17 protein-coding genes are annotated in these 21,242 nt (G+C 61.0%); 14 read left to right on the top strand and 3 right to left on the bottom strand.

Features of this window, described 5'->3' with window-relative positions; translation table 11 throughout:
• The first annotated feature begins 2 nt into the window (after window positions 1-2).
• The 5 genes from speG (at window position 3) to AACQ43_RS10055 (ending at window position 4,633) form a co-directional block, all read left to right on the top strand.
• Window positions 3-536, top strand: coding sequence for a spermidine N1-acetyltransferase (gene speG / locus AACQ43_RS10035; RefSeq protein WP_168967137.1), 534 nt, complete (start codon window positions 3-5; stop codon window positions 534-536).
• Window positions 537-787: 251 nt separating this feature from the next.
• Window positions 788-2,083, top strand: coding sequence for a DEAD/DEAH box helicase (locus AACQ43_RS10040; protein WP_016351179.1), 1,296 nt, complete (start codon window positions 788-790; stop codon window positions 2,081-2,083).
• Window positions 2,084-2,182: 99 nt separating this feature from the next.
• Entirely contained in the window at window positions 2,183-2,821 is a 639-nt protein-coding gene (locus AACQ43_RS10045; protein WP_168967138.1) for a DUF2913 family protein, read from the top strand.
• A gap of 269 nt (window positions 2,822-3,090) precedes the next feature.
• Window positions 3,091-4,134, top strand: a complete 1,044-nt coding sequence (locus AACQ43_RS10050; RefSeq protein WP_168967139.1) for a M35 family metallo-endopeptidase — start codon at window positions 3,091-3,093, stop codon at window positions 4,132-4,134.
• A gap of 64 nt (window positions 4,135-4,198) precedes the next feature.
• The gene (locus AACQ43_RS10055) at window positions 4,199-4,633 is read left to right on the top strand and encodes a protease (protein WP_168967140.1); all 435 of its coding nucleotides are present in this window, start codon (window positions 4,199-4,201) and stop codon (window positions 4,631-4,633) included.
• Window positions 4,634-4,652: 19 nt separating this feature from the next.
• Here the strand turns inward: AACQ43_RS10055 and AACQ43_RS10060 are convergent, their stop codons facing one another.
• Window positions 4,653-5,648 (bottom strand): questin oxidase family protein, encoded by a 996-nt coding sequence (locus tag AACQ43_RS10060; RefSeq protein ID WP_168967141.1) that lies wholly within the window; start codon window positions 5,646-5,648, stop codon window positions 4,653-4,655.
• 66 nt (window positions 5,649-5,714) lie between these two features.
• On the opposite strand from AACQ43_RS10060, the gene soxR reads away from it, so the two are divergent.
• The 6 genes from soxR to AACQ43_RS10090 all read left to right on the top strand — a co-directional run bounded on the left by soxR (window position 5,715) and on the right by AACQ43_RS10090 (window position 9,762).
• On the top strand, window positions 5,715-6,182 hold the full coding sequence (gene soxR / locus AACQ43_RS10065) for a redox-sensitive transcriptional activator SoxR (RefSeq protein WP_168967142.1): 468 nt from the start codon (window positions 5,715-5,717) through the stop codon (window positions 6,180-6,182).
• A 68-nt stretch (window positions 6,183-6,250) separates the two neighbouring features.
• Window positions 6,251-6,829 (top strand): O-methyltransferase, encoded by a 579-nt coding sequence (locus AACQ43_RS10070; protein ID WP_168967143.1) that lies wholly within the window; start codon window positions 6,251-6,253, stop codon window positions 6,827-6,829.
• Between the two features lie 9 nt (window positions 6,830-6,838).
• A complete protein-coding gene (locus AACQ43_RS10075; protein ID WP_029300073.1) occupies window positions 6,839-7,249 on the top strand; it encodes a nuclear transport factor 2 family protein in 411 nt (136 codons plus the stop codon).
• A 267-nt stretch (window positions 7,250-7,516) separates the two neighbouring features.
• On the top strand, window positions 7,517-8,290 hold the full coding sequence (locus tag AACQ43_RS10080; protein WP_016351172.1) for an amino acid ABC transporter substrate-binding protein: 774 nt from the start codon (window positions 7,517-7,519) through the stop codon (window positions 8,288-8,290).
• A 57-nt stretch (window positions 8,291-8,347) separates the two neighbouring features.
• Entirely contained in the window at window positions 8,348-9,004 is a 657-nt protein-coding gene (locus tag AACQ43_RS10085; RefSeq protein ID WP_194758739.1) for an amino acid ABC transporter permease, read from the top strand.
• Window positions 9,001-9,762, top strand: coding sequence for an amino acid ABC transporter ATP-binding protein (locus AACQ43_RS10090; protein WP_168967144.1), 762 nt, complete (start codon window positions 9,001-9,003; stop codon window positions 9,760-9,762). The genes AACQ43_RS10085 and AACQ43_RS10090 overlap by 4 nt, the downstream gene beginning before the upstream one ends.
• Before the next feature lie 85 nt (window positions 9,763-9,847).
• On the opposite strand, the gene AACQ43_RS10095 is transcribed toward AACQ43_RS10090, so the two are convergent.
• Together AACQ43_RS10095 and gltB are read right to left on the bottom strand one after the other, a co-directional pair.
• Entirely contained in the window at window positions 9,848-11,263 is a 1,416-nt protein-coding gene (locus AACQ43_RS10095; protein ID WP_168967145.1) for an FAD-dependent oxidoreductase, read from the bottom strand.
• Between the two features lie 12 nt (window positions 11,264-11,275).
• On the bottom strand, window positions 11,276-15,733 hold the full coding sequence (gltB, locus tag AACQ43_RS10100; RefSeq protein ID WP_168967146.1) for a glutamate synthase large subunit: 4,458 nt from the start codon (window positions 15,731-15,733) through the stop codon (window positions 11,276-11,278).
• Between the two features lie 613 nt (window positions 15,734-16,346).
• Between gltB and AACQ43_RS10105 the strand changes: the two genes are divergently transcribed.
• The 3 genes from AACQ43_RS10105 to AACQ43_RS10115 all read left to right on the top strand — a co-directional run bounded on the left by AACQ43_RS10105 (window position 16,347) and on the right by AACQ43_RS10115 (window position 21,241).
• Entirely contained in the window at window positions 16,347-17,282 is a 936-nt protein-coding gene (locus AACQ43_RS10105; RefSeq protein ID WP_168967147.1) for a TIGR01212 family radical SAM protein, read from the top strand.
• A gap of 403 nt (window positions 17,283-17,685) precedes the next feature.
• Window positions 17,686-19,830: a type I secretion system permease/ATPase gene (locus AACQ43_RS10110; protein ID WP_049045522.1), complete on the top strand. Its 2,145-nt coding sequence runs from the start codon at window positions 17,686-17,688 to the stop codon at window positions 19,828-19,830.
• Complete coding sequence (locus AACQ43_RS10115) at window positions 19,823-21,241, top strand: HlyD family type I secretion periplasmic adaptor subunit (RefSeq protein WP_168967148.1); 1,419 nt, start codon at window positions 19,823-19,825, stop codon at window positions 21,239-21,241. Before AACQ43_RS10110 ends, AACQ43_RS10115 begins: the two co-directional genes overlap by 8 nt.
• The last annotated feature ends 1 nt before the right edge of the window (window position 21,242 follow it).

Genomic DNA, 21,242 nt, shown 5'->3' on the forward strand with positions numbered 1-21,242 from the left:
TTATGTCATCCCACGACACCTTGACCCTTCGCCCCCTCGAGCGCGAGGATCTCAAGTTCGTCCATCAACTCAACAACAACGCCAGCATCATGCGCTACTGGTTCGAGGAGCCTTACGAGGCGTACATGGAACTGGCCCAGCTCTATGACAAGCACATCCACGATCAGCACGAGCGCCGCTTCATCCTCGAGGTGGCGGGCGAGAACGTGGGGCTGGTGGAGCTGGTGGACATCCGCAGCATCCATCGCCGCGCCGAATTCCAGATCATCATCGCTCCCGCCCATCAGGGGAAGGGCTATGCCAAGACCGCCACCTTGAAGGCGATGAAGTACGGCTTCAACGTACTCAACCTGCACAAGCTCTATCTCATCGTCGATCGGGACAACGCCCGGGCAATCCACATCTATCAGGAGCTGGGATTTGAGCCGGAGGGGGAGCTCAAAGAGGAGTTCTTCATCGATGGTCAATATCGCACCGCCATTCGCATGTGCCTGTTCCAAAGAGACTTCCTGGCCCAGAATGGTCGAGGTGGCTGAACTCCCGTACGGACGTGAAGGGCTGCTGGCGGGGCGTGTTCGCCTTGCCAGCCAGGCAGCCCTGGCTCCATGAAATGGGCGCGTATTTGAGGCAGAATTTGCGCCATCTATCTGTTACACTTCGCGCCCGCCATTTTCCGGCCACTTTCTGACTTGATGTCAGGCACAGCCGTCGGTGGTCTGCACCGACTTTTCGCTCATGCCGAGCTAACCAAGCCAGCCACAGTCCAGCTGGAACACAGGAACCCATTATGAGATTTGAATCGTTCGATTTTGCCCCCGAGATTTTGCGCGCCATCTCAGAGTGCGGTTATCAGGAGATGACCCCTGTGCAGCAGCAGGCGATCCCGGCCATTCGCCGTGGTCGCGACGTGCTGGCCAGCGCCCAGACCGGTACCGGCAAGACCGCCGCCTTTGCCCTGCCCATCCTGCAGCGGCTGGTGGACAACCCTGCACCGGTGCAGCCTTCCAACGCCCGGGTGCTGATCCTGACCCCGACCCGCGAGCTGGCGGCCCAGGTGGCGAGCAACATCAATGACTTCGCCAAGCATCTGGACATCACCACCCTCACCATCTACGGCGGTGGCAAGCAGGATGTGCAGGCCAGAAAACTGAAAGCGGGCGCTCACATCATAGTGGCGACCCCGGGCCGGCTGCTGGAGCACCTCACCGCCTGCAACCTGAGTCTCTCCGGTGTTGAGTGCCTGGTGCTGGACGAAGCGGACCGCATCCTCGACATGGGCTTCAGTGCTGATGTGCAGCAGATCCTGCAGGCGGTCAACAAGACCCGTCAGAACCTGCTGTTCTCCGCCACCTTCTCCGAGGCGGTGAAGAAGCTGGCCAACCTGATGCTGGACAAGCCTCAGATAGTGAGCGTCAACAAGCAGAACTCCACCGCCGATACCGTCAGCCACACCGTCTATCCGGTGGAGCAGAAGCGCAAGCGCGAGCTGCTCTCCGAGCTCATCGGCAAGCAGAACTGGCCGCAGGTGCTGGTGTTTGCCAGTACCCGCGAGAGCTGCGACGAGCTGGTGGCCGAGCTGAACCTCGACGGCATCAAGTCGGCCGTGGTGCACGGCGACAAGGCTCAGGGCAGCCGTCGCCGCGCCCTGCGCGAGTTCACCGAGGGCAAGCTGCGGGTGCTGGTGGCCACCGAAGTGGCCGCCCGTGGCCTGGATATCCCGGATCTCGAGTACGTGGTCAACTATGATCTGCCGTTCCTGGCGGAAGACTACGTGCACCGCATCGGCCGTACCGGCCGCGCCGGCAAGAGCGGCATGGCCATCTCCTTCGTCAGCCGCGAGGAAGAGCGCACCCTGCTGGAGATCGAGGCGCTGATCGGCCAGAAGATCCGCCGCATCATGGTGCCGGGCTACGAGGTGAGCAGCCGCGACGAGCTGATCAAGCAGCTGCAGGAGCGCCGCCGCTTCGGCAAGCGCCCGCAGCGGGAAGACAACGCCGCCGCCCAGGCCATGGCCGAGGCCAAGCTGCAGGGCCAGCGCCTCAAGCGCCTGGCTGCCGCCAAGAAGCCGCGCCAGCCGAAATAAGGCGCGCAGGCCGCTCTATTGAACCGCAAAGGCGCCACTGGCGCCTTTGCCATCTCTGTCATCGGTGTTGACCCCTGGTGGTCAACTCAAGGATTGCTTATGACCGCTCCTACCTACAATCAGGCCCTGTTCGAAATGGCCAGCCAGAGTCTGGCCGAACTGGCCCGCACCGCCGAGCAGAAGGCTGGCAAGCGTACCCCGGCGCAAGAGAGCCATTTTCTCTGCACCTGGATGGCCGACTCCCTCAAGGAGAAGCGCTTCTCCCGGCTGGTGATGGAGGATTTGAAGGATTGGGTGCAGCTTGGCCGAACCCTGGGGGCCGGCGCCGATCTCAAGGGGCTGCTTGAGCGGATCATGGGCCAGTATGAGCGGGCCATGGCCGAGCCGACCGGGCTCGGCAGCCGGCTGGCCGCCTTGCTGGCCGAGCTCGCGGCCGCAGGTTGGTTAGTGATTACCGACAGCGAGGTGAGCGCCAAGCTGCGCCTGCAATCGGGCGGTCAGCCGAGCCTCATCATCAGCGCCAGCGAGTATCAGGGCCACATCGAGGCGGGCGAGCTTATCAAGCCGCTCACCCTCTATGTGCGCGGCGACGAGGCCCGGCTGGCACGGGCGGCCTTTGCCCACCGCCTGCTGCTGAGCCAGGGCAACAAGAAAACCACTCTGGTCAAGCACCACAAGGCTTACCGGCTGGTGCCGGGCAACGCGCAGCCAGCGCTGGCGCTGCTGATGGGCCCCTGAACAGGGAGTGCTCCATCTGTCTGATACCCCGGCCCGGTGCCGGGGTTTTTTATGAACGCGGAGCGGGGTGGCAGGCAGGGGAAAGGGGGAGGGCGGCGCGACTCTTGTCGCAGCAAGCGGGGACATTGGGCATTCCCCCTATCCTGGGGGGCGTCCCCCATATGGTGGGATGGTCGTGGAAAAAAACTGCTCTAGGGTGAGTGGGCCCCAAAGAGGGCCTTGAAGGAAGCAAACCGCCTGACAAGGCGACACTCAATGAATGAGGAAACATGATGAAAGCGACTCCCATTGCCCTGTTGCTGGCCGGCGTGCTGGCCTCCCCGCTCTGCGCCGCAGGGCTCGACGCCCAGCTCACCCTGGTGGATGGCAACAGTGACGACGTGCGCGTCAACCTGACCCTGACCAACAGCGGGGACAAGCCGGTTCGCCTGCTCAAATGGCAACTGCCGGGCAGCGAAGATGCCCCCCTGTTTCTGGTGGAGCGGGACGGCCAGCCGGTCAATTACGAGGGGGCCCTGATCAAGCGGGCAGCCCCGACCGACAAGGACTTCCAGCTGCTCAAGGCCGGCCAGAGCCTGACGGTGCAGGCCGAGGTCTCCGGTCTCTACGACATGAGTGCCCAGGGCCAGTACAGCATCCGCTACCTGCTGCCGACGTTGCCGCAAGAGGCGAAAGCCGCCAAGGCCAAGCAGGCCCAGGCGAGCGAATCCAATGCGGTGACCCTGTGGGTGGACGGGGTGAGTGACGAGCGGGTGCTGGCCAAGGCGGCCCCCCTGGCCGAGCCGCAGGCGGTGACCGCCTCGGTCAGCTTCAGCGGCCGCTGCACCAACACCCAGAAGAGCGACATCCTGGCGGCGCTCGATGCGGCCAGCGGCATCACCAACAACTCCAGCAGCTACCTGGCGGTGGACAAGCCGGAAGGCCAGCGTTATCGCAGCTGGTTTGGTGCCTATGATGCGTCGCGCTGGGATCAGGCCGAGACCCACTTCAGCAAGATCAAGGATGCCATCGACAACAAGCCGCTCACCTTCGACTGCGGTTGCAAGCAGAGCTACTTTGCCTATGTCTATCCGGATCAGCCCTACAAGGTCTACCTCTGCAAGAGCTTCTGGACTGCACCGGTCAGCGGGACCGACTCCCGTGCCGGCACCATCGTCCACGAGCTGAGCCACTTCAACGTGGTGGCGGGCACCGACGATCTGGGTTACGGTCAGGCCAATGCCCGCAACCTGGCGAAGACGGATCCGGTCAAGGCGCTCAACAACGCCGACAACCACGAGTACTTCGCTGAGAATACGCCGAGCGAAAACTGATTTGCCGACCGGGGGCCGCAAGGCCCCTTCTTGTCCATGTCGTTTGTCACAGGAAGGAGCGACCATGATGACACTCTTGCTCACCACCCTGGCGCTGGCCCCCCTGCAGTGCGATCTGTCGGTCAAGGCACAAAGCCGGGTCAACGAGCCGCTGCCGCTGGTGATGACCCTGACCAACCGGGGGGAGGGGCCGCTCGAGGTGCTGAGCTGGTTCACGCCGTTTGAAGGCTGGTTTGCCGATGCCATCGATCTCACCCTCGATGATCGGCCGATACCCTACAAGGGCCCGTTGGCCAAGCGGGGCAACCCGGGCGCCGAGGATTTCTTTTTGCTGGGGGCCGGTCAGCAGAGTCAGGCCGACGCGGATCTGACCCTGGTCTATGATCTCTCCCGCCCTGGCCGCTACCAACTGAGCTACCGCGCCCAGCCGCTGACCCTGACCCGGGGCGTGGCCCCCCGCTGCCCCGTCATTCACTTCACCCGGCTGCCCGCCTCCTAGGGCGGCCCCTCCGTACTACCTAGATGGCATCCGGCCCGGTGAGCGGCGCCAGCAGCCCTGCCGCGCGGGCGGCCACCGCCAGATAACGGTCTGCCAGCAAAGGCCTGGCGAGCCCCTCTCGCCAGCAGCAATGCACCAGCTTGATCACATGATCGTCGAGGCTCACCACTGCCCGGGCCAGCACGTTTTGCCACGACAGCTTGCCGGTATCGGGCCAGACCGGCGTCTGCAGTGATGGCGCGCCGACCGTGACATAGGCGGCCGCCACCGCCTGCCACATCAAAGTCTGCCAGCGCGCTTGCCATGGCGCGGGCAGGTGGCTGGCGACGATGGCGGCGGCGCGACTGCCGGTCACCATGTGCAGCACGGTAAAATTGCCGGTCTGCCAGTAGAGGGCGAGGGCCGCGTCGGCCAGCTGCACCAGCAGATCCGACGATGATACCCCGCTCGGCAACCCGCTCGCCCAGGTCGGCGCATCCGTCACCTGCCGCAATCGCTCGGTGATCCACTCGCCTTGCCAGCGTGCGCCTTTCCATTGCCGGGCCATCGCGCTCAGCAGAGCGTCGATATCCGGCACCGGCGCCCGCTGCCCGGCCGGCACCCGCAGGGGGCTGCACTGCCAGGCGGCCAGTGCGGCGGCCTGCTCTTCCTGATGGCCATTTTCCAGCGCGCAGGCGAAGCGGATCAGTGGATGGAAGGCGCCGCCGGCTGGCGAGAGACCCTGCTCCAGCAGGCTGGCAAAGGTGGGCAGCCACCCCTCGTCGGCCAGCCGTGTTGCCAACTGCTGACGCAGCCGGACAAACTGCAACTCCTCCTCATCCCCCTGCTGTTGTTCACCCCCCGGCAGGGCATGGTTGGTCTGCCAGTGTGCGAAGAACTGCTGCAGCTGGCGGGGATTGGCGCCCATCTCGTGCAGGGCGTGCAATGCCATCGGGCAGTGGTTGGTGGTGCCGCGTCCGTTGAGGGCAAAGGCTCGATTGGCATCGAGCAGATGATGAAGATGATGCATAATCATTTGACTCCTTTCATAAGGGGAGACAGGATTGTGCAAGTTAAAGCTAACTTGAGGTCAAGCGTGGCGATGGAACGCAAATGGCTGGCCATCGGCCAGATAGCCAAACGCTCGGGCGTCAAGGCCAGCGCCCTGCGCTTCTACGAGCAGAAGGGGCTGATTGGCAGCGTGCGAAGCGAGGGGGGCCAGCGGCTCTATCCGCAGGATGTGCTGCGCCGCATCGCCTTCATCCGGGTGGCGCAGGGCATGGGGCTGAGCCTGGGCGAGATAGGGGAGGTCCTGGCCGGCCTGCCCCAGGGGCGCACCCCGGATCGCCGCGACTGGGACGGCATTGCCGGCCAGTGGCAGAGCCTGCTCGATCGGCGCATCACTGCTCTGCAGCAGCTCAAGGAGAAGCTTGGCGCCTGCATTGGTTGCGGTTGCCTCTCGCTGGAGCACTGCGCACTTTACAATCCGGATGATCAGGCCGCCGGGCAGGGCGAGGGTCCCCGCTACCTGCTGGGGGATACGCCACCGAGCGGGCCGACAGCAAAATGATGAACATGAGGGGCGGTCCAGCCATGCCATGCACCGGGCCGACTCGTTTACACCGTCAAGGAGGAGACATGGCACTGGAACAACTGAAACGGGAGTTGGAGCTGTTTGGCGAGCAGAATGACGACGTGCAACAGTCCCGTGGCAGCAAGATGCTCAACATTACCCGCGATACCGGCGAGCTGCTGGCGGTGCTGGTGCAGACGAGGGGGGCCGATGCTGTGCTGGAGATCGGCACCTCCAATGGTTACTCCACCCTCTGGCTGGCCGAGGCAGTAAAACGGCTGGGGGGCCGGGTCACCACCATCGAGCTGGACGAGGGCAAACGGACCATGGCGGCCGCCAACTTTGAGCGGGCCGGGCTCGCTCCCTGGATTGAGCAGTTGGCGGGCGAAGCAGGCACGCTGCTGCCCACCCTGCCGACGGCCGCTTACCCGCTCATCTTCCTCGACTCCGATCGCCAGCACTACCAGGCCTGGTGGCCAGAGATCCAGCGCCTGCTGGCCCCCCGCGGTCTGCTGGTGGTGGACAATGCCATCTCCCATCGCGAGGAGCTGGCCGAGTGGATGGCACTGGTGGAGCAGGATCCGGCCTTCGCGACCTCGCTGGTGCCGGTGGGCAAGGGGGAGTGGCTGGTGGTGCGGTTGTAGGGGAAAGGCATGGAAAACAAGACCATGGAACCAAAAGCAGTGGTGGAGGCCTACTGGCAGGCCATGCAAAGCAACGATTTCGTCAAGGCCTCCAGGTGGCTGAGCGAGGACTTCCTCTGTGACTGGCCCCAGTCGGGGGAGCGGATCGAGGGGCGGGCCAACTTCGTCGAGATCAATCGGCGCTACCCGGCGGCCGGGCCCTGGAATTTTGACATCGTCCGCCTGCTGGAGCAGGGGCGGGAGGTGGTGACCGAAGTGGTGATCACCGACGGTGAAGTCGAGGCGCGCGCCATCACCTTCCACACGGTGCGTGGCAATACCATCTGCCATCAGACCGAATTCTGGCCCGATCTCTACGAGGCGCCGCACTGGCGTCGTCACTGGGTCACCAGCATCCCGCGGGAGCCGCAACCCGCCTGACATGGTTTCCGCTGGCGGAGTACCGCCAGCGGGGCTATTTCTCGGCCAGCCTGGCCATTATATTTTCGTTATCCATTATTTCGCTAAATATCCTCGTATTTCATGGTTGGGTCATGCCATGAGCCACGTTATGTTTCATCCATACCGCCAGCAAGCACTATGAAGGTTATCCCTGCCGATAATTAAATTAAACATGATAACCGGTTGGTTTTATTTTGTGGTGGTTGGCAAGCATTCTGGATGTTCATAAATATAACGAGGTGAATAATGAAAAAACGGCACTCCCTGTTTTTAATGGCGGCACTTCCGCTGGCACTGATGACATCGGTACAGGCACAGTCCAGCCTTGCCGAGATCCAGCGGGCCGGGGTGATCAAGATCGGTACCGAAGGGGCCTATCCTCCCTTCACCTATCATGACAAGAGCGGCAAGCTGGTGGGCTTTGACGTGGAGATAGGCGAGCTGATTGCAAGCGGTCTCGGCGTGAAGCCGCAGTTCGTCGAGGGCAAATGGGACGGGCTCATCGCCGGGGTGGACGCCAAGCGCTACGACCTGGTGCTCAACGAAGTGGCCATCACCCCTGAGCGGCTGAAAAAATATGACTTTTCAGATCCCTACATCACCTCCAAGGCGGTGATCGTGGTGCACAGCGACAACCACAGCATCAAGAGTTTTGCCGATCTGAAGGGCAAGAAATCCTCCCAGTCGCTGACCAGCAACTTTGCCCAGCTGGCGAAGTCATCGGGCGCCGAGGTGGTGGCCACCGAGGGATTCAACCAGTCCCTTGAACTGGTGCTGACCGGGCGGGTGGATGCCACCATCAACGACAGTCTCTCGTTCCTCGACTTCAAGAAACAGAAGCCTGACGCCAAGTTGAAGGTGGCGGCCACCGAGGCCAAGGGGGATCAATCTGCTGCCCTGCTCGCCAAGGGACAACCCGAGTTGCTGGCTGCCATCAATCAGGCGCTGCGCAATGCCAAGCAGGATGGCGAATATCAGAAAATATCGCAGAAATATTTCGGCACCGACGTCTCGCAATAATATCGCGGCAACATAATAACAACTGAGGATATTAACGTGCCGGCCTGGTTGCAGTTAATGATCGACTCTTTTTGGCCCCTGCTCAGTGCGGGGCTTATTTTTACCGTGCCACTCACCCTGATCACCTTCGTGCTGGGAATTGTGCTCGGCTTGTCGGTGGCGCTGGCCAGATTATATGGTCCGGCCCCGCTGGTGATGCTGGTCCGTTTCTATGTCTGGCTTATTCGGGGTACCCCGCTGCTGGTGCAGCTGTTTCTGATTTTTTACGGTCTGCCGAGCGCCGGCATCGTGCTGGATGCCTTCACCGCCGCCGTCATCGGTTTTACCCTCAACATCGGTGCCTACAGCTCGGAGATCATCCGTGCCACCTTGACGGCCATCCCCAAGGGGCAGTGGGAGGCGGCCTATTCCATCGGCATGAACTGGCCCCAGGTGATGTGGCGGGTGATCCTGCCGCAGGCGGCGCGCATCGCTGTGCCGCCGCTCTCCAACACCTTCATCTCCCTGGTCAAGGATACTTCGCTGGCGGCGGCGGTGACCGTGCCCGAGCTGTTTCAGGCGGCTCAGCGGCTCGCCTCCGTCACCTATGAGCCGCTCATCCTTTATGTCGAGACGGCCCTCATTTACCTGATGTTCAGCTCGGTGCTCTCCACCCTGCAAGACAAGCTGGAGCTGCGACTGGCTTACAAAGAGACCCGGGAGGTCGCCCTATGATCCGCTTGAGTGGTATCGAGAAACAGTTTGCGGGACAGCGGGTGTTGAAAGGGGTTGGGCTGGCGATGGCCGCGGGCAGTGTCACCGCCCTGATCGGTCCCTCCGGCAGCGGCAAGAGTACCTTGCTGCGCTGCGTGAACCTGCTGGAGCGACCCGATGCAGGCCAGCTGGTGCTGGGGGGCAGCGAGCTCGACTTTACCCGGCATCTGTCACGGCAAAGCGTGCTGGCCCTGCGCCAGCAGACCGGCATGGTGTTCCAGAATTTCCAGCTGTTCCCGCACATGACGGTGCTGGAGAACGTGATGGAAGGGTTGGTGACCGTGTTGAAGTGGCCCAGGGAGAGGGCGGCGGAGCGCGGCCTGCAACTGCTCGACAAGGTGGGGCTCAGGCACAAGGCCCAGGCGGTGCCTGCCACTCTCTCCGGCGGTCAGCAGCAACGGGTGGCCATTGCCCGGGCACTGGCGCCAGCCCCCAAGGTGCTGCTCTGTGACGAGCCCACCTCGGCGCTGGATCCCGAGCTTGCTCAGGAGGTGGTGGCCGTGCTGCGCCAGCTGGCCAGTGAGGGCACCACCATGCTGATCGCCACCCATGACTTGCGTCTGGCGGCCCAGATTGCGCAGCAGGTGATCTTCCTGGAGGCGGGTGAGGTGGTGGAGGCGGGCAGTGCGCGCCAGATGTTCACCACCCCCAAGCGAGCGCGTACCTTCGAATACATCTCCACCCTCACCGAGCGGCTGCCGGAGAGCTGGAGCATCTAGCTGGTTCTGGCGGATTGAGAGCGAGATAAAAAACAGCCCCGCACGAGCGGGGCTGTTTGCATGGCTGCTTGGTTGCGACGGCAGATCACACGGCCAGGTAGTCCATGATCCCTTCGGCCGCCTTGCGCCCCTCATAGATGGCGGTCACCACCAGATCGGAGCCGCGCACCGCGTCGCCACCGGCGAACACCTTGGGGTTGCTGGTCTGGAAGGCATGTTCGGCCTGCTCCGAGGCCCTGATGCGATCCCGGCCGTCAAGCTCGATGCCGTGTTCCGCCATCCAGGGCTGGGGGTTGGGCTGGAAGCCGAACGCCATCACCACTGCATCGGCAGCCAGCACCTGCTCGGAGCCAGCGAGCACCACCGGATTGCGGCGGCCATTGGCATCGGGGGCGCCGAGCTCGGTGCTCACCACCTTGATGCCGCAGGTGCGGCCCTGGGCGTCCAGCTCCACGCCGACCGGCTGCAGGTTGAACATGAATTCAACCCCCTCTTCGCGGGCATTTTTGACCTCCCGCTTGGAGCCCGGCATGTTCTCCTCGTCGCGGCGATAGGCGCAGATCACCTTGTCGGCCCCCTGACGGATGGCGGTACGCACGCAGTCCATGGCGGTATCACCACCGCCGAGCACCACCACCTGCTTGCCGGCAAAGTCGATGTAGTCAGCTTGCGCCTTCTCGAAGCCCAGCAGCCGGTTGGCGTTGGCGATGAGGTAGGGCAGGGCGTCATATACTCCCGGTGCCTCCTCGTTGGCAAAGCCACCCTTCATGTACTTGTAGGTGCCGACCCCGAGGAAGACCGCATCGAACTCGCCGAGCAGATCGGCGAAGGTGACATCGCGGCCCACCTCGGTCTCGAGGCGAAACTCCACACCCATGCCCTCAAAGATCTCGCGGCGACGCTGCATCACCTCTTTTTCCAGCTTGAAGGAGGGGATGCCAAAGGTGAGCAGGCCGCCGATCTCCGGATACTTGTCGAACACTACCGGGGTGACGCCGCCCCGTGCCAGCACGTCGGCACAGGCAAGGCCGGCCGGGCCGGCGCCGATGACGGCGACCCGCTTGCCGGTCTTGACCACCTTGGAGAGATCGGGCTTCCAGCCCATCTCGAACGCCTTGTCGGTGATGTATTTTTCGATGTTGCCGATGGTGACGGCGCCGAAGCGATCGTTGAGGGTGCAGGCACCCTCACACAGTCTGTCTTGCGGACAGACTCGGCCACACACCTCCGGCAGGCTGTTGGTCTGGTGGGAGAGCTCCACCGCCTCCAGAATGCGTCCCTCGTTGGCCAGCTTCAGCCAGTTGGGGATGTAGTTGTGCACCGGGCACTTCCACTCGCAGTAAGGGTTGCCGCAGTCGAGGCAGCGATCCGCCTGCATGCCGACCTGGGCCTGGTTGAAGGACTCGTAGATCTCCACGAACTGGATCTTGCGGATCTTGAGCGGCTTCTTGGGCGGGTCGACCCGCTGCACGTCGATAAACTGAAATACGTTCTGGCTCATAGGGTTCCCTCCTTATTGCGCCTGGATTCTGAGTTCTGCACTGGAACGGCTGGTGTGGCCAAGCAGCGATTTGACGTCGCTGGACTTGGGTTTGATCAGCCTGAACTTGGGCACATAGGAGTCGAAGTTGGCCAGGATCTCCTCGGCGCGCGAGCTGCCGGTTTCATTGAGGTGCGCCGTGATGATGCCGCGCAGGTGCTCCTGATGGATGGCGAGATCCGCCACGTCCAGCAGTTCTACCAGCTCGGGGTTGGTGCGCTTGGCGAAGTTGCCGCACTCGTCGAGCACGTAGGCGAAGCCGCCGGTCATGCCCGCGGCGAAGTTGACGCCGGTGATGCCGAGCACGGTGACGATGCCGCCGGTCATGTATTCACAGCCGTTGTCGCCAATTCCCTCGACTACTGCCAGCGCCCCGGAGTTGCGCACCGCGAAGCGCTCGCCAGCGGTACCCGCAGCGTAAAGTTTGCCGCCGGTGGCGCCATAGAGGCAGGTGTTTCCGATGATGGCCGCCTCGTGGGATTTGAATGCCACGCCGACGTGAGGTTTGATCACCAGCTTGCCGCCGGTCATCCCCTTGCCCACGTAGTCGTTGGCGTCCCCCGTGAGGATCATCTCGAGGCCGCCGGCGTTCCAGACACCGAAGCTCTGACCGGCGGTACCGTTGAAGTGAACCCGCACCGGATCGGCCGCCATGCCCTGGTTGCCGTGGCGCTTGACGATTTCGCCGGACAGACGCGCACCCACCGAGCGGTCGGTGTTGCGGATGTCGTAGCGGAACTCGCCGCCACTCATGTTTTCCACCGCGTCCAGCAGGTCTTCCACCATCTTGAGGTTCAAGGGCCCCTTGTCGAAGGTGGGGTTGTGCTGCTGGCTGAACAGACTGGAGCCTGCCGGTGCAACTGGGGCCGCCAGGATGCCGGACAAGTCCAGCTTGGCCTGACGGGCGGTGAGGCCGGGCAGCGCTTCCAGCAGGTCGGTACGACCGATGAGGTCGGTGAGCTGGGTGACGCCAAGTTGGGCCATCAGCTCGCGCGTCTCCTCGGCGATGAACTTGAAGTAGTTCATCACCATCTCCGGCAGGCCGGTGAAGTGCTCGCGACGCAGCTTCTCATCCTGGGTGGCGACGCCGGTGGCGCAGTTGTTCAGGTGGCAGATCCGCAGGTATTTGCAGCCAAGCGCCACCATGGGGCCGGTACCAAAACCGAAGCTCTCGGCGCCGAGAATGGCCGCCTTGATGATGTCCAGACCCGTTTTGAGACCGCCATCCACCTGCAGCCGCACCTTGTGGCGCAGGCCGTTGGCGACCAGCGCCTGCTGGGTCTCGGCCAGCCCCAGCTCCCAGGGGGAGCCGGCGTATTTGACCGAGGTGAGCGGGCTCGCGCCGGTGCCGCCGTCGTAACCGGAGACGGTGATGAAGTCCGCATAGGCCTTGGCCACGCCGCAGGCGATGGTGCCAACGCCGGGTTCGGACACCAGTTTCACCGACACCAGACAGTTTGGGTTGATCTGCTTGATGTCGAAGATGAGCTGGGCCAGATCCTCGATTGAGTAGATGTCGTGGTGGGGCGGCGGCGAGATCAGGGTCACGCCGGGCACGGAGTAACGTAGCTTGGCGATCTGGGCCGTCACCTTGTCACCGGGCAGCTGGCCCCCTTCGCCGGGCTTGGCGCCCTGGGCCACCTTGATCTGCACCACGTCGGCGTTCATCAGGTAGTGGGGGGTGACGCCAAAGCGCCCCGAGGCCACCTGTTTGATGCGCGAATTCTTCTCGGTACCGAAGCGCTTGGGATCCTCGCCGCCTTCGCCGGAGTTGCTCTGGCCGCCGAGCCGGTTCATGGCCACCGCCAGCGCCTCGTGGGCTTCCGGGCCCAGCGCGCCGATGGACATGGCGGCGGAGTCGAAGCGGGGAAACAGCTTGGCCGCCGGCTCCACCTGCTCCAGCGCCACCGGATTGTCGACCTTTTTGAGGGTAAGCAGATCGCGCAGAGTGGCGACCGGCCGCTCGTTCACCAGACGGGCGTACTCCTTGTAATCGGCATAGTTGCCGGAGCGCACCGCGGTCTGCAGGGTCTGCACCACGTCCGGGTTGTAAGTGTGGTACTCGCCGCCGTGGACGAATTTGAGCAGGCCGCCCTGAGTGAGGGCCTTGCGGGCCAGCCAGGCCTGACGGGCCAGATTGAATTGATCCTGCTGGATGTCGGCAAAATCGGCGCCCTGGATGCGGCTCGATACACCGCGAAAACACATCTCGACCACGGCTTTGGAGAGGCCCACCGCCTCAAACAGCTGGGAGCAGCGGTAGCTGGCCACCGTGCTGATGCCCATCTTGGACATCACCTTGTAGAGGCCCTTGTTGATGCCGTTGCGGTAGTTGAGCATGGCCTGGCGCAGGCTCATCTTGAGCACGCCCTCTTCTACCTGCTTGGCGAGCGTCTCGTAAGCGAGGTAAGGGTAGATGGCGGTGGCGCCAAAGCCCAGCAACACCGAGAAGTGGTGCGGGTCGCGCACGCTGGCGGTCTCCACCAGTATATTGGCGTCGCAGCGCAGGTTGTTGTCCACCAGGGTACGCTGCACCGCCCCCACCGCCATGGCGGCCGGGATGGGCAGGGTGTCGGCACTGACATCCCGATCCGAGAGGATCAACAGCACGGTACCGGCCTTGGCGGCAGCCTTGGCCTCTTCACAGATGCGCAGGATGGCCGCTTCCAGGCCCTCTTCGGGTTTGAAGTTGAGGCTGATCACCTGATGGCGATAGTGCTCCCCTTCCAGTGCCAGCAGCTGGTGGAAGTCGGAGTAGAGCAGGATCGGCGACTGGAACAGCACCCGGTGGGCGTGGCCGAAGGTCTCGTTGAACACGTTCTGCTCGCGGCCGATACAGGTGGCCAGCGACATCACGTGGTTTTCCCGCAGCGGATCGATGGGCGGGTTGGTGACCTGGGCGAACATCTGGCGGAAGTAGTCGTACAGGGTGCGCTGGCTGGAGGAGAGCACCGCCATCGGGGTGTCATCCCCCATGGAACCCACCGCTTCCTGGCCGTTTTCACCCAGTACCCGGATGATCTGATCCAGCTCCTCATAGGAGTAGCCGAACAGCTTCTGATAGGTTTTCAGCTGATCGTTGGAGAACTCGCGGGCGCCGGTGCTGGCGTCATCCATCTGCTCGAACGGCACCAGTCGCTTGCAGTGCTTGTCCATCCACTGCTTGTAGGTGTGACGGCTCTTGAGATCGTCATCGATCTCGAAGCTGGTCCAGATCTTGCCGTTGCTGGTATCCACCACGAACAGCTCGCCCGGGCCGACCCGGCCCTTCTCCAGCACCTCGTCCGGGGTGTAGTCCCAGGTGCCGACCTCGGACGCGAGGGTGATGAACTTGTCCTTGGTGATGACGTAGCGGGCCGGACGCAGGCCGTTTCTGTCGAGCGCGCAGGTGGCGTAGCGACCGTCGGTCATGACGATGCCGGCCGGGCCATCCCAGGGCTCCATGTGCATGGAGTTGAAGTCGTAGAAGGCGCGCAGGTCGTCATCCATGTTCGGGTGCTTCTGCCACGCAGGCGGGATCAACAGGCGCATGGCACGGAACAGATCCATGCCGCCGGCCAGGAACAGATCCAGCATGTTGTCGAGGCTGGAGGAGTCCGACCCCGTGGTGTTGACGAAGGGAGCGGCCTCTTGCAGATCGGGGATCAGCGGGGTGGCGAACTTGTAGCTGCGCGCCTTGGCCCACTGGCGGTTGCCGGCGATGGTGTTGATCTCGCCGTTGTGGGCGAGGTAGCGGAACGGCTGCGCCAGCGGCCAGCGCGGGCTGGTGTTGGTGGAGAAACGCTGGTGGAACACGCAGATGGCCGCCTGCATGCGGATGTCGGCCAAATCCAGATAGAAGCGCGGCAAGTCCACCGGCATGCACAGCCCTTTGTAGACGGTGACCAGGTTGGAGAGGCTGACCACGTAGAAGTAATCGTCGCTGATGCGCTTCTCGATGCGGCGGCGCACGATATAGAGACGGCGCTCGAGATCCTTGTCGACCCAGCCGGGCGGGGCGTTGACAAAGACCTGTTCGATGCTGGGCAGGGAGGCCTTGGCGATGGAGCCGAGTACATTGGTATCGATAGGCACCTTGCGCCAACCGACCAGACTCAGGGTCTCCTTTTCCAGCTCTTCGTCGATGATGTCGCGAGTGGCTTGCGCCAAGACGGGATCGGGGTTGAGAAACAGCATGCCGACCGCGTAGTTGCGGCCCAGATGCCATCCCTTCTCTTCGGCGACAGCTCTGAAGAAGCTGTCGGGTTTTTGCAGCAACAGACCGCAGCCGTCGCCGGTCTTGCCGTCGGCGGAGATGCCGCCACGGTGCTGCATGCGAGCCAATGCTGACATCGCGAGACGGACAAGCTTGTGGCTGGCTTCACCTTCCATGTGGGCCAACAGGCCGAAGCCACAGTTATCCCTCTCCAGCTTTGGATCATATAGTGACATTGCATTTCTCCCTTGCTCGGCCTTGCATCGCACTGTCATCAACAGACTGCATAAATTGCGATTGGCTCTTGTGGTTCCGTCCGCCTGAGGTGGCGAATCTCCAAACTAATGGGATTTTTCGGCAAGGTCAATTGGACATCCCGGCTGTTTTCATTATCACAACCTCATAACAAAATGTCGGAGTACGGGTCTATATGAGGTATTAACTGGCAATTGCTCTGGTTATTTTTGTTTTTGTAGAATTTTGTATTGTCATATTGGGCTTTGCTGGTTGACTCAATAGGGGCAAGGATTTGTAGTAATTTTACCAATCCATTCGACAAGTGAATGGCCGAGATCACAATAACAAAGCTGGTGACTTGCATTTGAAAAACCACCGTCTATGAGAAATTTTTCATTATTCAACAAACTGTTAGGAGGTAGTTTTGTGGTGGTGTTGAGCCTTCGTCAAATTGGGGATGAGTCTCGAAAGCGTCGATAACTACCCATTTGCTGATATTTATCCAGTTATTGGTGAATATTTATATGTTTTCCCGACTCTCTCCTCCCTTGATCCAGCGCAGCGCTGCGCGCGGCCAAGCTCGTACAATGACGCCCCTTTACTGGAGGTGTCATGCAGTTACACGAACTCGTCAATACATTCGGCCAGGATCTCAAGCAGCGTCATGGCCAGAAGATCCACAAGCTCTCCATTCACGGTGCCTTCACCTGCCCGAACCGGGACGGTACGCTGGGCCGTGGCGGCTGCACCTTCTGCAATGTTTCCTCCTTTGCCGACGAGTCGGCCCAGCAGCTTTCGGTGGTGCAGCAACTGCTGGCTCGCCGGGACGAAGTGACCCGGGCCAAACGTTATCTCGCCTACTTTCAGGCCTATACCAGCACCTATGCGGAGGTGGAGTACCTGCAGCGCATGTATGAAGAGGCGCTGTCGGTGAGCGACATGGTGGGCTTGTGCGTGGGGACGCGCCCAGATTGCGTGCCGGATGCGGTACTGGATCTGCTGGCCGGTTATCAGGCCCGGGGTTACGAGGTCTGGCTGGAGCTGGGGCTGCAGAGCGCCAATGACAAGACGCTGCAGCGCATCAACCGGGGCCATGGTTATGCCGCCTATGTTGACGCTGTGGCCAGGGCCCATCAGCGCGGCATCAAGGTGTGCGCCCACCTGATCGTCGGTCTGCCCGGTGAAGTCGCCATGGACAGCCTGAATACGCTGCAGCGCATAGTGGAGACGGGTGTTGAAGGGATCAAGCTACATCCGCTTCATGTGGTTGAGGGCAGCACCCTTGGCAAGGCGTGGCAGGCGGGTCGGCTGGAGGTGCCGAGCCTGGATCAGTATGTGGAAGCGGCGGTCGCCATGATCCAGCACACGCCGCCCGAGGTGGTGTACCACCGCATCTCGGCGTCGGCACGCCGTCCGACGCTGTTGGCGCCGGCTTGGTGCGAGAATCGCTGGACAGCCATGGCTGACATTGCTAGTGAACTGGCCCGCTCCGGCGCCCAGGGCCATGCGCTGGGGCGCCCTTTTTTGCTTTCTGGCAATATCGACTAGGTAATCAAATTTCATCAAAAAAACAGTGAGTTATTAGATGAAATTCAGTCTTTGCGGTATAGTTTCGGTAAAATTGTCTTGATATAGTACTTGGCTTGAAAAAGATATCATTATCAATAAGCTTGTATTATTTCCAATTTGGACGGGATATATCGGATATTGCGCCATCTTGTGTCGCGATCCGCAGCCAAACTGCCCGTCTCGTCTTTGGGTGTAATGCCTATCAGGTCTGCCAATGACATCCAATGTCATGTACCTGTGCTTAATGTGTATCAGGCTGTTGATCCCTTCCCGGGGAGCTCTGTTCTTTATGTCACGGGATCGTCTGCGCCAAACTGCGCCCGTGAAGCTTGAATATCGGTGTGGCGATAGAGCCGGCCCAATCATGCAGTGACAGGATGCTATGCAAGCAGAAACTAACCGTATTGACGAGTTGTTGGAGTGCCTGGTCTTTCTGACCCGCTTTTATGGGGTACCCAACAGCAAGGATGCCCTGACGACCGGTTTGCCACTGGTGTCCGGCCTGCTGACGCCCAACCTGTTTGGCCGTGCCGCCGAGCGGGGCGGATTGTCGGCCCGGGAAGTGATCCAGCCGCTTGCCGAAATCTCCCCCTTGTTGCTGCCTTGCGTGCTGCAGATGCGCAATGGTGGTGCCTGCATTCTGCTGGAGTGGAATGAAGACAGGAGTCAGGGCAAGGTCATCTTTCCTCAGGCGGGAGATGCGGCCCAGTGGCTCAGTGCGGCCCAGCTTGGGGATGAGTATCTGGGTCGACTGTTTTTTGTCAAAAAACAGTTCAAGTTTGATGAGCGCTCTCCCAAGGTGCTGGAGACCCGTGACGGGCACTGGTTCTGGAGCACTCTGTTTGAATCCCGTGGCATCTATCGGGACGTACTGATCGCGTCCATCCTCATCAACCTGTTTGCCATCGCCAGCCCGCTGTTCACCATGAACGTTTACGACAAGATTGTGCCCAATCTGGCATTTGATTCTCTTTGGGTGCTTGCCGTCGGGGCCATGGTGGTGTTCACCTTCGATTTCGTGATGCGCCAGCTGCGCAGCTACTTCATCGACATCGCCGGTAAAAAATCGGATGTGCTGTTGTCGGCCAAGATCTTCGCCAAGGTGATGGGCATGCGGATGGAGTCGCGGCCGGCCTCGACCGGTGCGTTTGCCAAACATCTGCAGGAGTTTGAATCGGTACGGGAGTTTTTTACCTCCGCCACTGTCTCTACCCTCATCGACCTGCCGTTCGCGGTCTTCTTCCTGTTCATCATCTGGATTTTTGCCGGTGTCATGGTGGTGGTGCCGATCGTCGCCATGCTGATCCTCATCATTTACAGCTTCTATATTCAGGCGCCGCTCAAGCAGTCCATCGAAGAGGGATCGCGGCTTGCTTCCCAGAAGAACGCCAACCTGATCGAGAGTATTTCAGGTCTTGAGACCGTCAAGATTTTCGGGGCTGAGAGCATGTTTCAGCATCGCTGGGAGCAGGCTGTCTCCCATATCTCGACATGGGGTGTACAGACTCGCCGCATCACCAACTCCATGTCTTCGCTGGCCAGTTACATCCAGCAGGTGGTGACGGTGGCGCTGGTGATTGTCGGTGTTTATCAGATTTCGGAAGGGCTGGTCACCATGGGGGGCATGATTGCCGCCGTCATGCTGTCAAGCCGTGCCATTGCGCCCATGGTGCAGTTGTCGGTGCTCTCCACCCGCTACAACCAGGCCAAGTCCGCACTGGAAATCCTGGAAAAAATCATGGTGACACCGGGTGAGCAGGAAGAGGGTAAACAGTATATCCACCATCCCGTGATCTCCGGTCGGATCGAGTTTGACAATGTATCGTTCAAGTACCCGGGGATGGAAACCAGTACCCTGCACAACATCAATCTGCGTATCGAGCCGGGCGAGAAGGTGGCCATCATAGGCCGGATCGGGGCGGGCAAAACCACGCTCGAGAAGATCTTGATGGGCTTGTATCGGCCCACCGATGGCTCGGTGCGACTCGATGGGTTCGAGCTGGATCAGCTGCCGGCCTCGGTTATCCGGCGCAACATAGGTTGTGTCCCGCAGGATGTGACCCTGTTTTTTGGCTCGGTACGCGACAATATCATGCTGGGCAATCCGCTGGTGGACGATGTGCGGGTCATGCGGGCTGCCAAACGGGCTGGCGTTACCAATTTTACCAATCGGGATCCCAACGGGCTGGATCGGCAGATCGGTGAAGGGGGCCGCCAGCTCTCGGGTGGTCAGCGTCAGGCCATCCTGCTGGCGCGAGCCTTGCTCAACGACCCCCCCATTCTGGTGATGGACGAGCCCACCTCCAACATGGATAACCAGTCCGAGATGCAGGTCAAGCATGAGTTGGCACGGTTGGGGCCGGAAACGACCCTGATCCTGATCACGCACAAGACCTCCATGCTCGATGTCGCTTCACGGGTCATCGTGGTTGAACAGGGACAGGTGGTGGCCGATGGGCCCAAAGAGGTTGTGCTGCAACAGTTGAAAGAGGGCAAGGTGCGTGTGCAGGAGGCGTCCAATGGCTAAATTTGGCCTGTTCAAGAAGGCGCCATCCGATGCCGTACTGCCGGCACCGGAGCACCTTGAATTCGTCGATGACGGTGCGGCTGCGGTACTGTTGAGTACCCCGACTCGAGCCAGGGCATTGCTGTGGGCCTGCTTCCTGTTTTTCATGAGCGCCATCGTCTGGGCCGCCTGGGCCGAGCTCGATGAGGTCACCGTTGGACAGGGCAAGGTCATCCCTTCCCGTCAATTGCAGGTGATCCAGAATCTGGAGGGGGGGATCGTCAAGGAGATCTTCGTCAGAGAGGGTGACATCGTTGAAAAAGGGCAGCCGCTCCTGCGCATCGATGACACCCGTTTCCGTTCCGATTTTCGTGAACGGGAGCAGGAGCTGGTGACCCTCAAGGGGGATATTGCCAGGCTGCGCTCCGAAATCCAGAGCGTGGTGGTCAAGACCGGCCCCAATCTGGGGTGGCGCGAGCAGGTCGTGGTCGACAAGCAACCCATCGATTTTCCGGACGGTTTCGAAAACGTCTTTGCCGAGTATGCGGCTCGAGAAAAATCAGTTCAGGATGAGCGTCTCAACAATTTGAACAACCAGCTCTATATTCTGGGGCAACAGATTGAACAGAAAGAGCAGGAGACCATAGAGCTCAACGCCAAGATCAGGACGGTGGCGCGCAGCGTGGATCTGGCGCGGCAGGAACTCAATATCAGTCGCCCCTTGGCCAAGGAGGGGATCGTGCCACAGGTCGAGTTGATCAAGCTGGAGCGACAGGTCAACGAAATGCAGGGCGAATTGGAGAGCAACCGGCTGCTTATTCCTAAACTGAACTCCGTGTTGCGGGAGACCATCTCCAAGCGCAACGACATTGCCTTGAAATTCCGGGCCGATTCGCAGACCGAGCTCAATGAACGGCAAGGAAAATTGAGCCAGCTGTCCGAAGGTCAGGTTGGGCTGCGGGATCGGGTGGATCGCACCAGCGTGATCGCGCCGCTCAAGGGCACCATCAAGAAGCTCAAGATCAATACGCTGGGTGGTGTGGTACAACCCGGCATGGATCTGATGGAAATCGTGCCACTGGAAGACACTCTGCTGGTCGAGGCCAAAGTGTCTCCCAAAGATATCGCGTTCTTGCGGCCAGGGCTGGAAGCCGTGGTCAAGATTACTGCCTATGACTTCACAATTTATGGAGGATTACATGGCAAGGTTGAACAGATAAGTGCTGACTCGATCCAGGATGAAGATGGCAACTCCTTTTACCTGGTACGAGTACGCACCGAGAAAAGTTACTTGGGCGATGAGCTTAACGCACTTCCCATCATCCCCGGTATGTTAGCCAGTGCAGATATTATTACTGGTAAAAAAAGTGTCCTAGACTATTTGCTTAAGCCGATTTTACGGGCAAAGCAGTCGGCACTGAGAGAACGATAAG

This window comes from Aeromonas sp. DNRA1, from assembly GCF_963888745.1.
Taxonomy (GTDB): domain Bacteria; phylum Pseudomonadota; class Gammaproteobacteria; order Enterobacterales; family Aeromonadaceae; genus Aeromonas; species Aeromonas hydrophila.

Bases quoted from the DNA above. Each gene is read 5' to 3' on its own strand.
- speG (WP_168967137.1), top strand. From the start codon at position 3: ATGTCATCCCACGACACCTTGACCCTTCGCCCCCTCGAGCGCGAGGAT.
- AACQ43_RS10040 (WP_016351179.1), top strand. From the start codon at position 788: ATGAGATTTGAATCGTTCGATTTTGCCCCCGAGATTTTGCGCGCCATC.
- AACQ43_RS10045 (WP_168967138.1), top strand. From the start codon at position 2,183: ATGACCGCTCCTACCTACAATCAGGCCCTGTTCGAAATGGCCAGCCAG.
- AACQ43_RS10050 (WP_168967139.1), top strand. From the start codon at position 3,091: ATGATGAAAGCGACTCCCATTGCCCTGTTGCTGGCCGGCGTGCTGGCC.
- AACQ43_RS10055 (WP_168967140.1), top strand. From the start codon at position 4,199: ATGATGACACTCTTGCTCACCACCCTGGCGCTGGCCCCCCTGCAGTGC.
- AACQ43_RS10060 (WP_168967141.1), bottom strand. From the start codon at position 5,648: ATGATTATGCATCATCTTCATCATCTGCTCGATGCCAATCGAGCCTTT.
- soxR (WP_168967142.1), top strand. From the start codon at position 5,715: ATGGAACGCAAATGGCTGGCCATCGGCCAGATAGCCAAACGCTCGGGC.
- AACQ43_RS10070 (WP_168967143.1), top strand. From the start codon at position 6,251: ATGGCACTGGAACAACTGAAACGGGAGTTGGAGCTGTTTGGCGAGCAG.
- AACQ43_RS10075 (WP_029300073.1), top strand. From the start codon at position 6,839: ATGGAAAACAAGACCATGGAACCAAAAGCAGTGGTGGAGGCCTACTGG.
- AACQ43_RS10080 (WP_016351172.1), top strand. From the start codon at position 7,517: ATGAAAAAACGGCACTCCCTGTTTTTAATGGCGGCACTTCCGCTGGCA.
- AACQ43_RS10085 (WP_194758739.1), top strand. From the start codon at position 8,348: ATGATCGACTCTTTTTGGCCCCTGCTCAGTGCGGGGCTTATTTTTACC.
- AACQ43_RS10090 (WP_168967144.1), top strand. From the start codon at position 9,001: ATGATCCGCTTGAGTGGTATCGAGAAACAGTTTGCGGGACAGCGGGTG.
- AACQ43_RS10095 (WP_168967145.1), bottom strand. From the start codon at position 11,263: ATGAGCCAGAACGTATTTCAGTTTATCGACGTGCAGCGGGTCGACCCG.
- gltB (WP_168967146.1), bottom strand. From the start codon at position 15,733: ATGTCACTATATGATCCAAAGCTGGAGAGGGATAACTGTGGCTTCGGC.
- AACQ43_RS10105 (WP_168967147.1), top strand. From the start codon at position 16,347: ATGCAGTTACACGAACTCGTCAATACATTCGGCCAGGATCTCAAGCAG.
- AACQ43_RS10110 (WP_049045522.1), top strand. From the start codon at position 17,686: ATGCAAGCAGAAACTAACCGTATTGACGAGTTGTTGGAGTGCCTGGTC.
- AACQ43_RS10115 (WP_168967148.1), top strand. From the start codon at position 19,823: ATGGCTAAATTTGGCCTGTTCAAGAAGGCGCCATCCGATGCCGTACTG.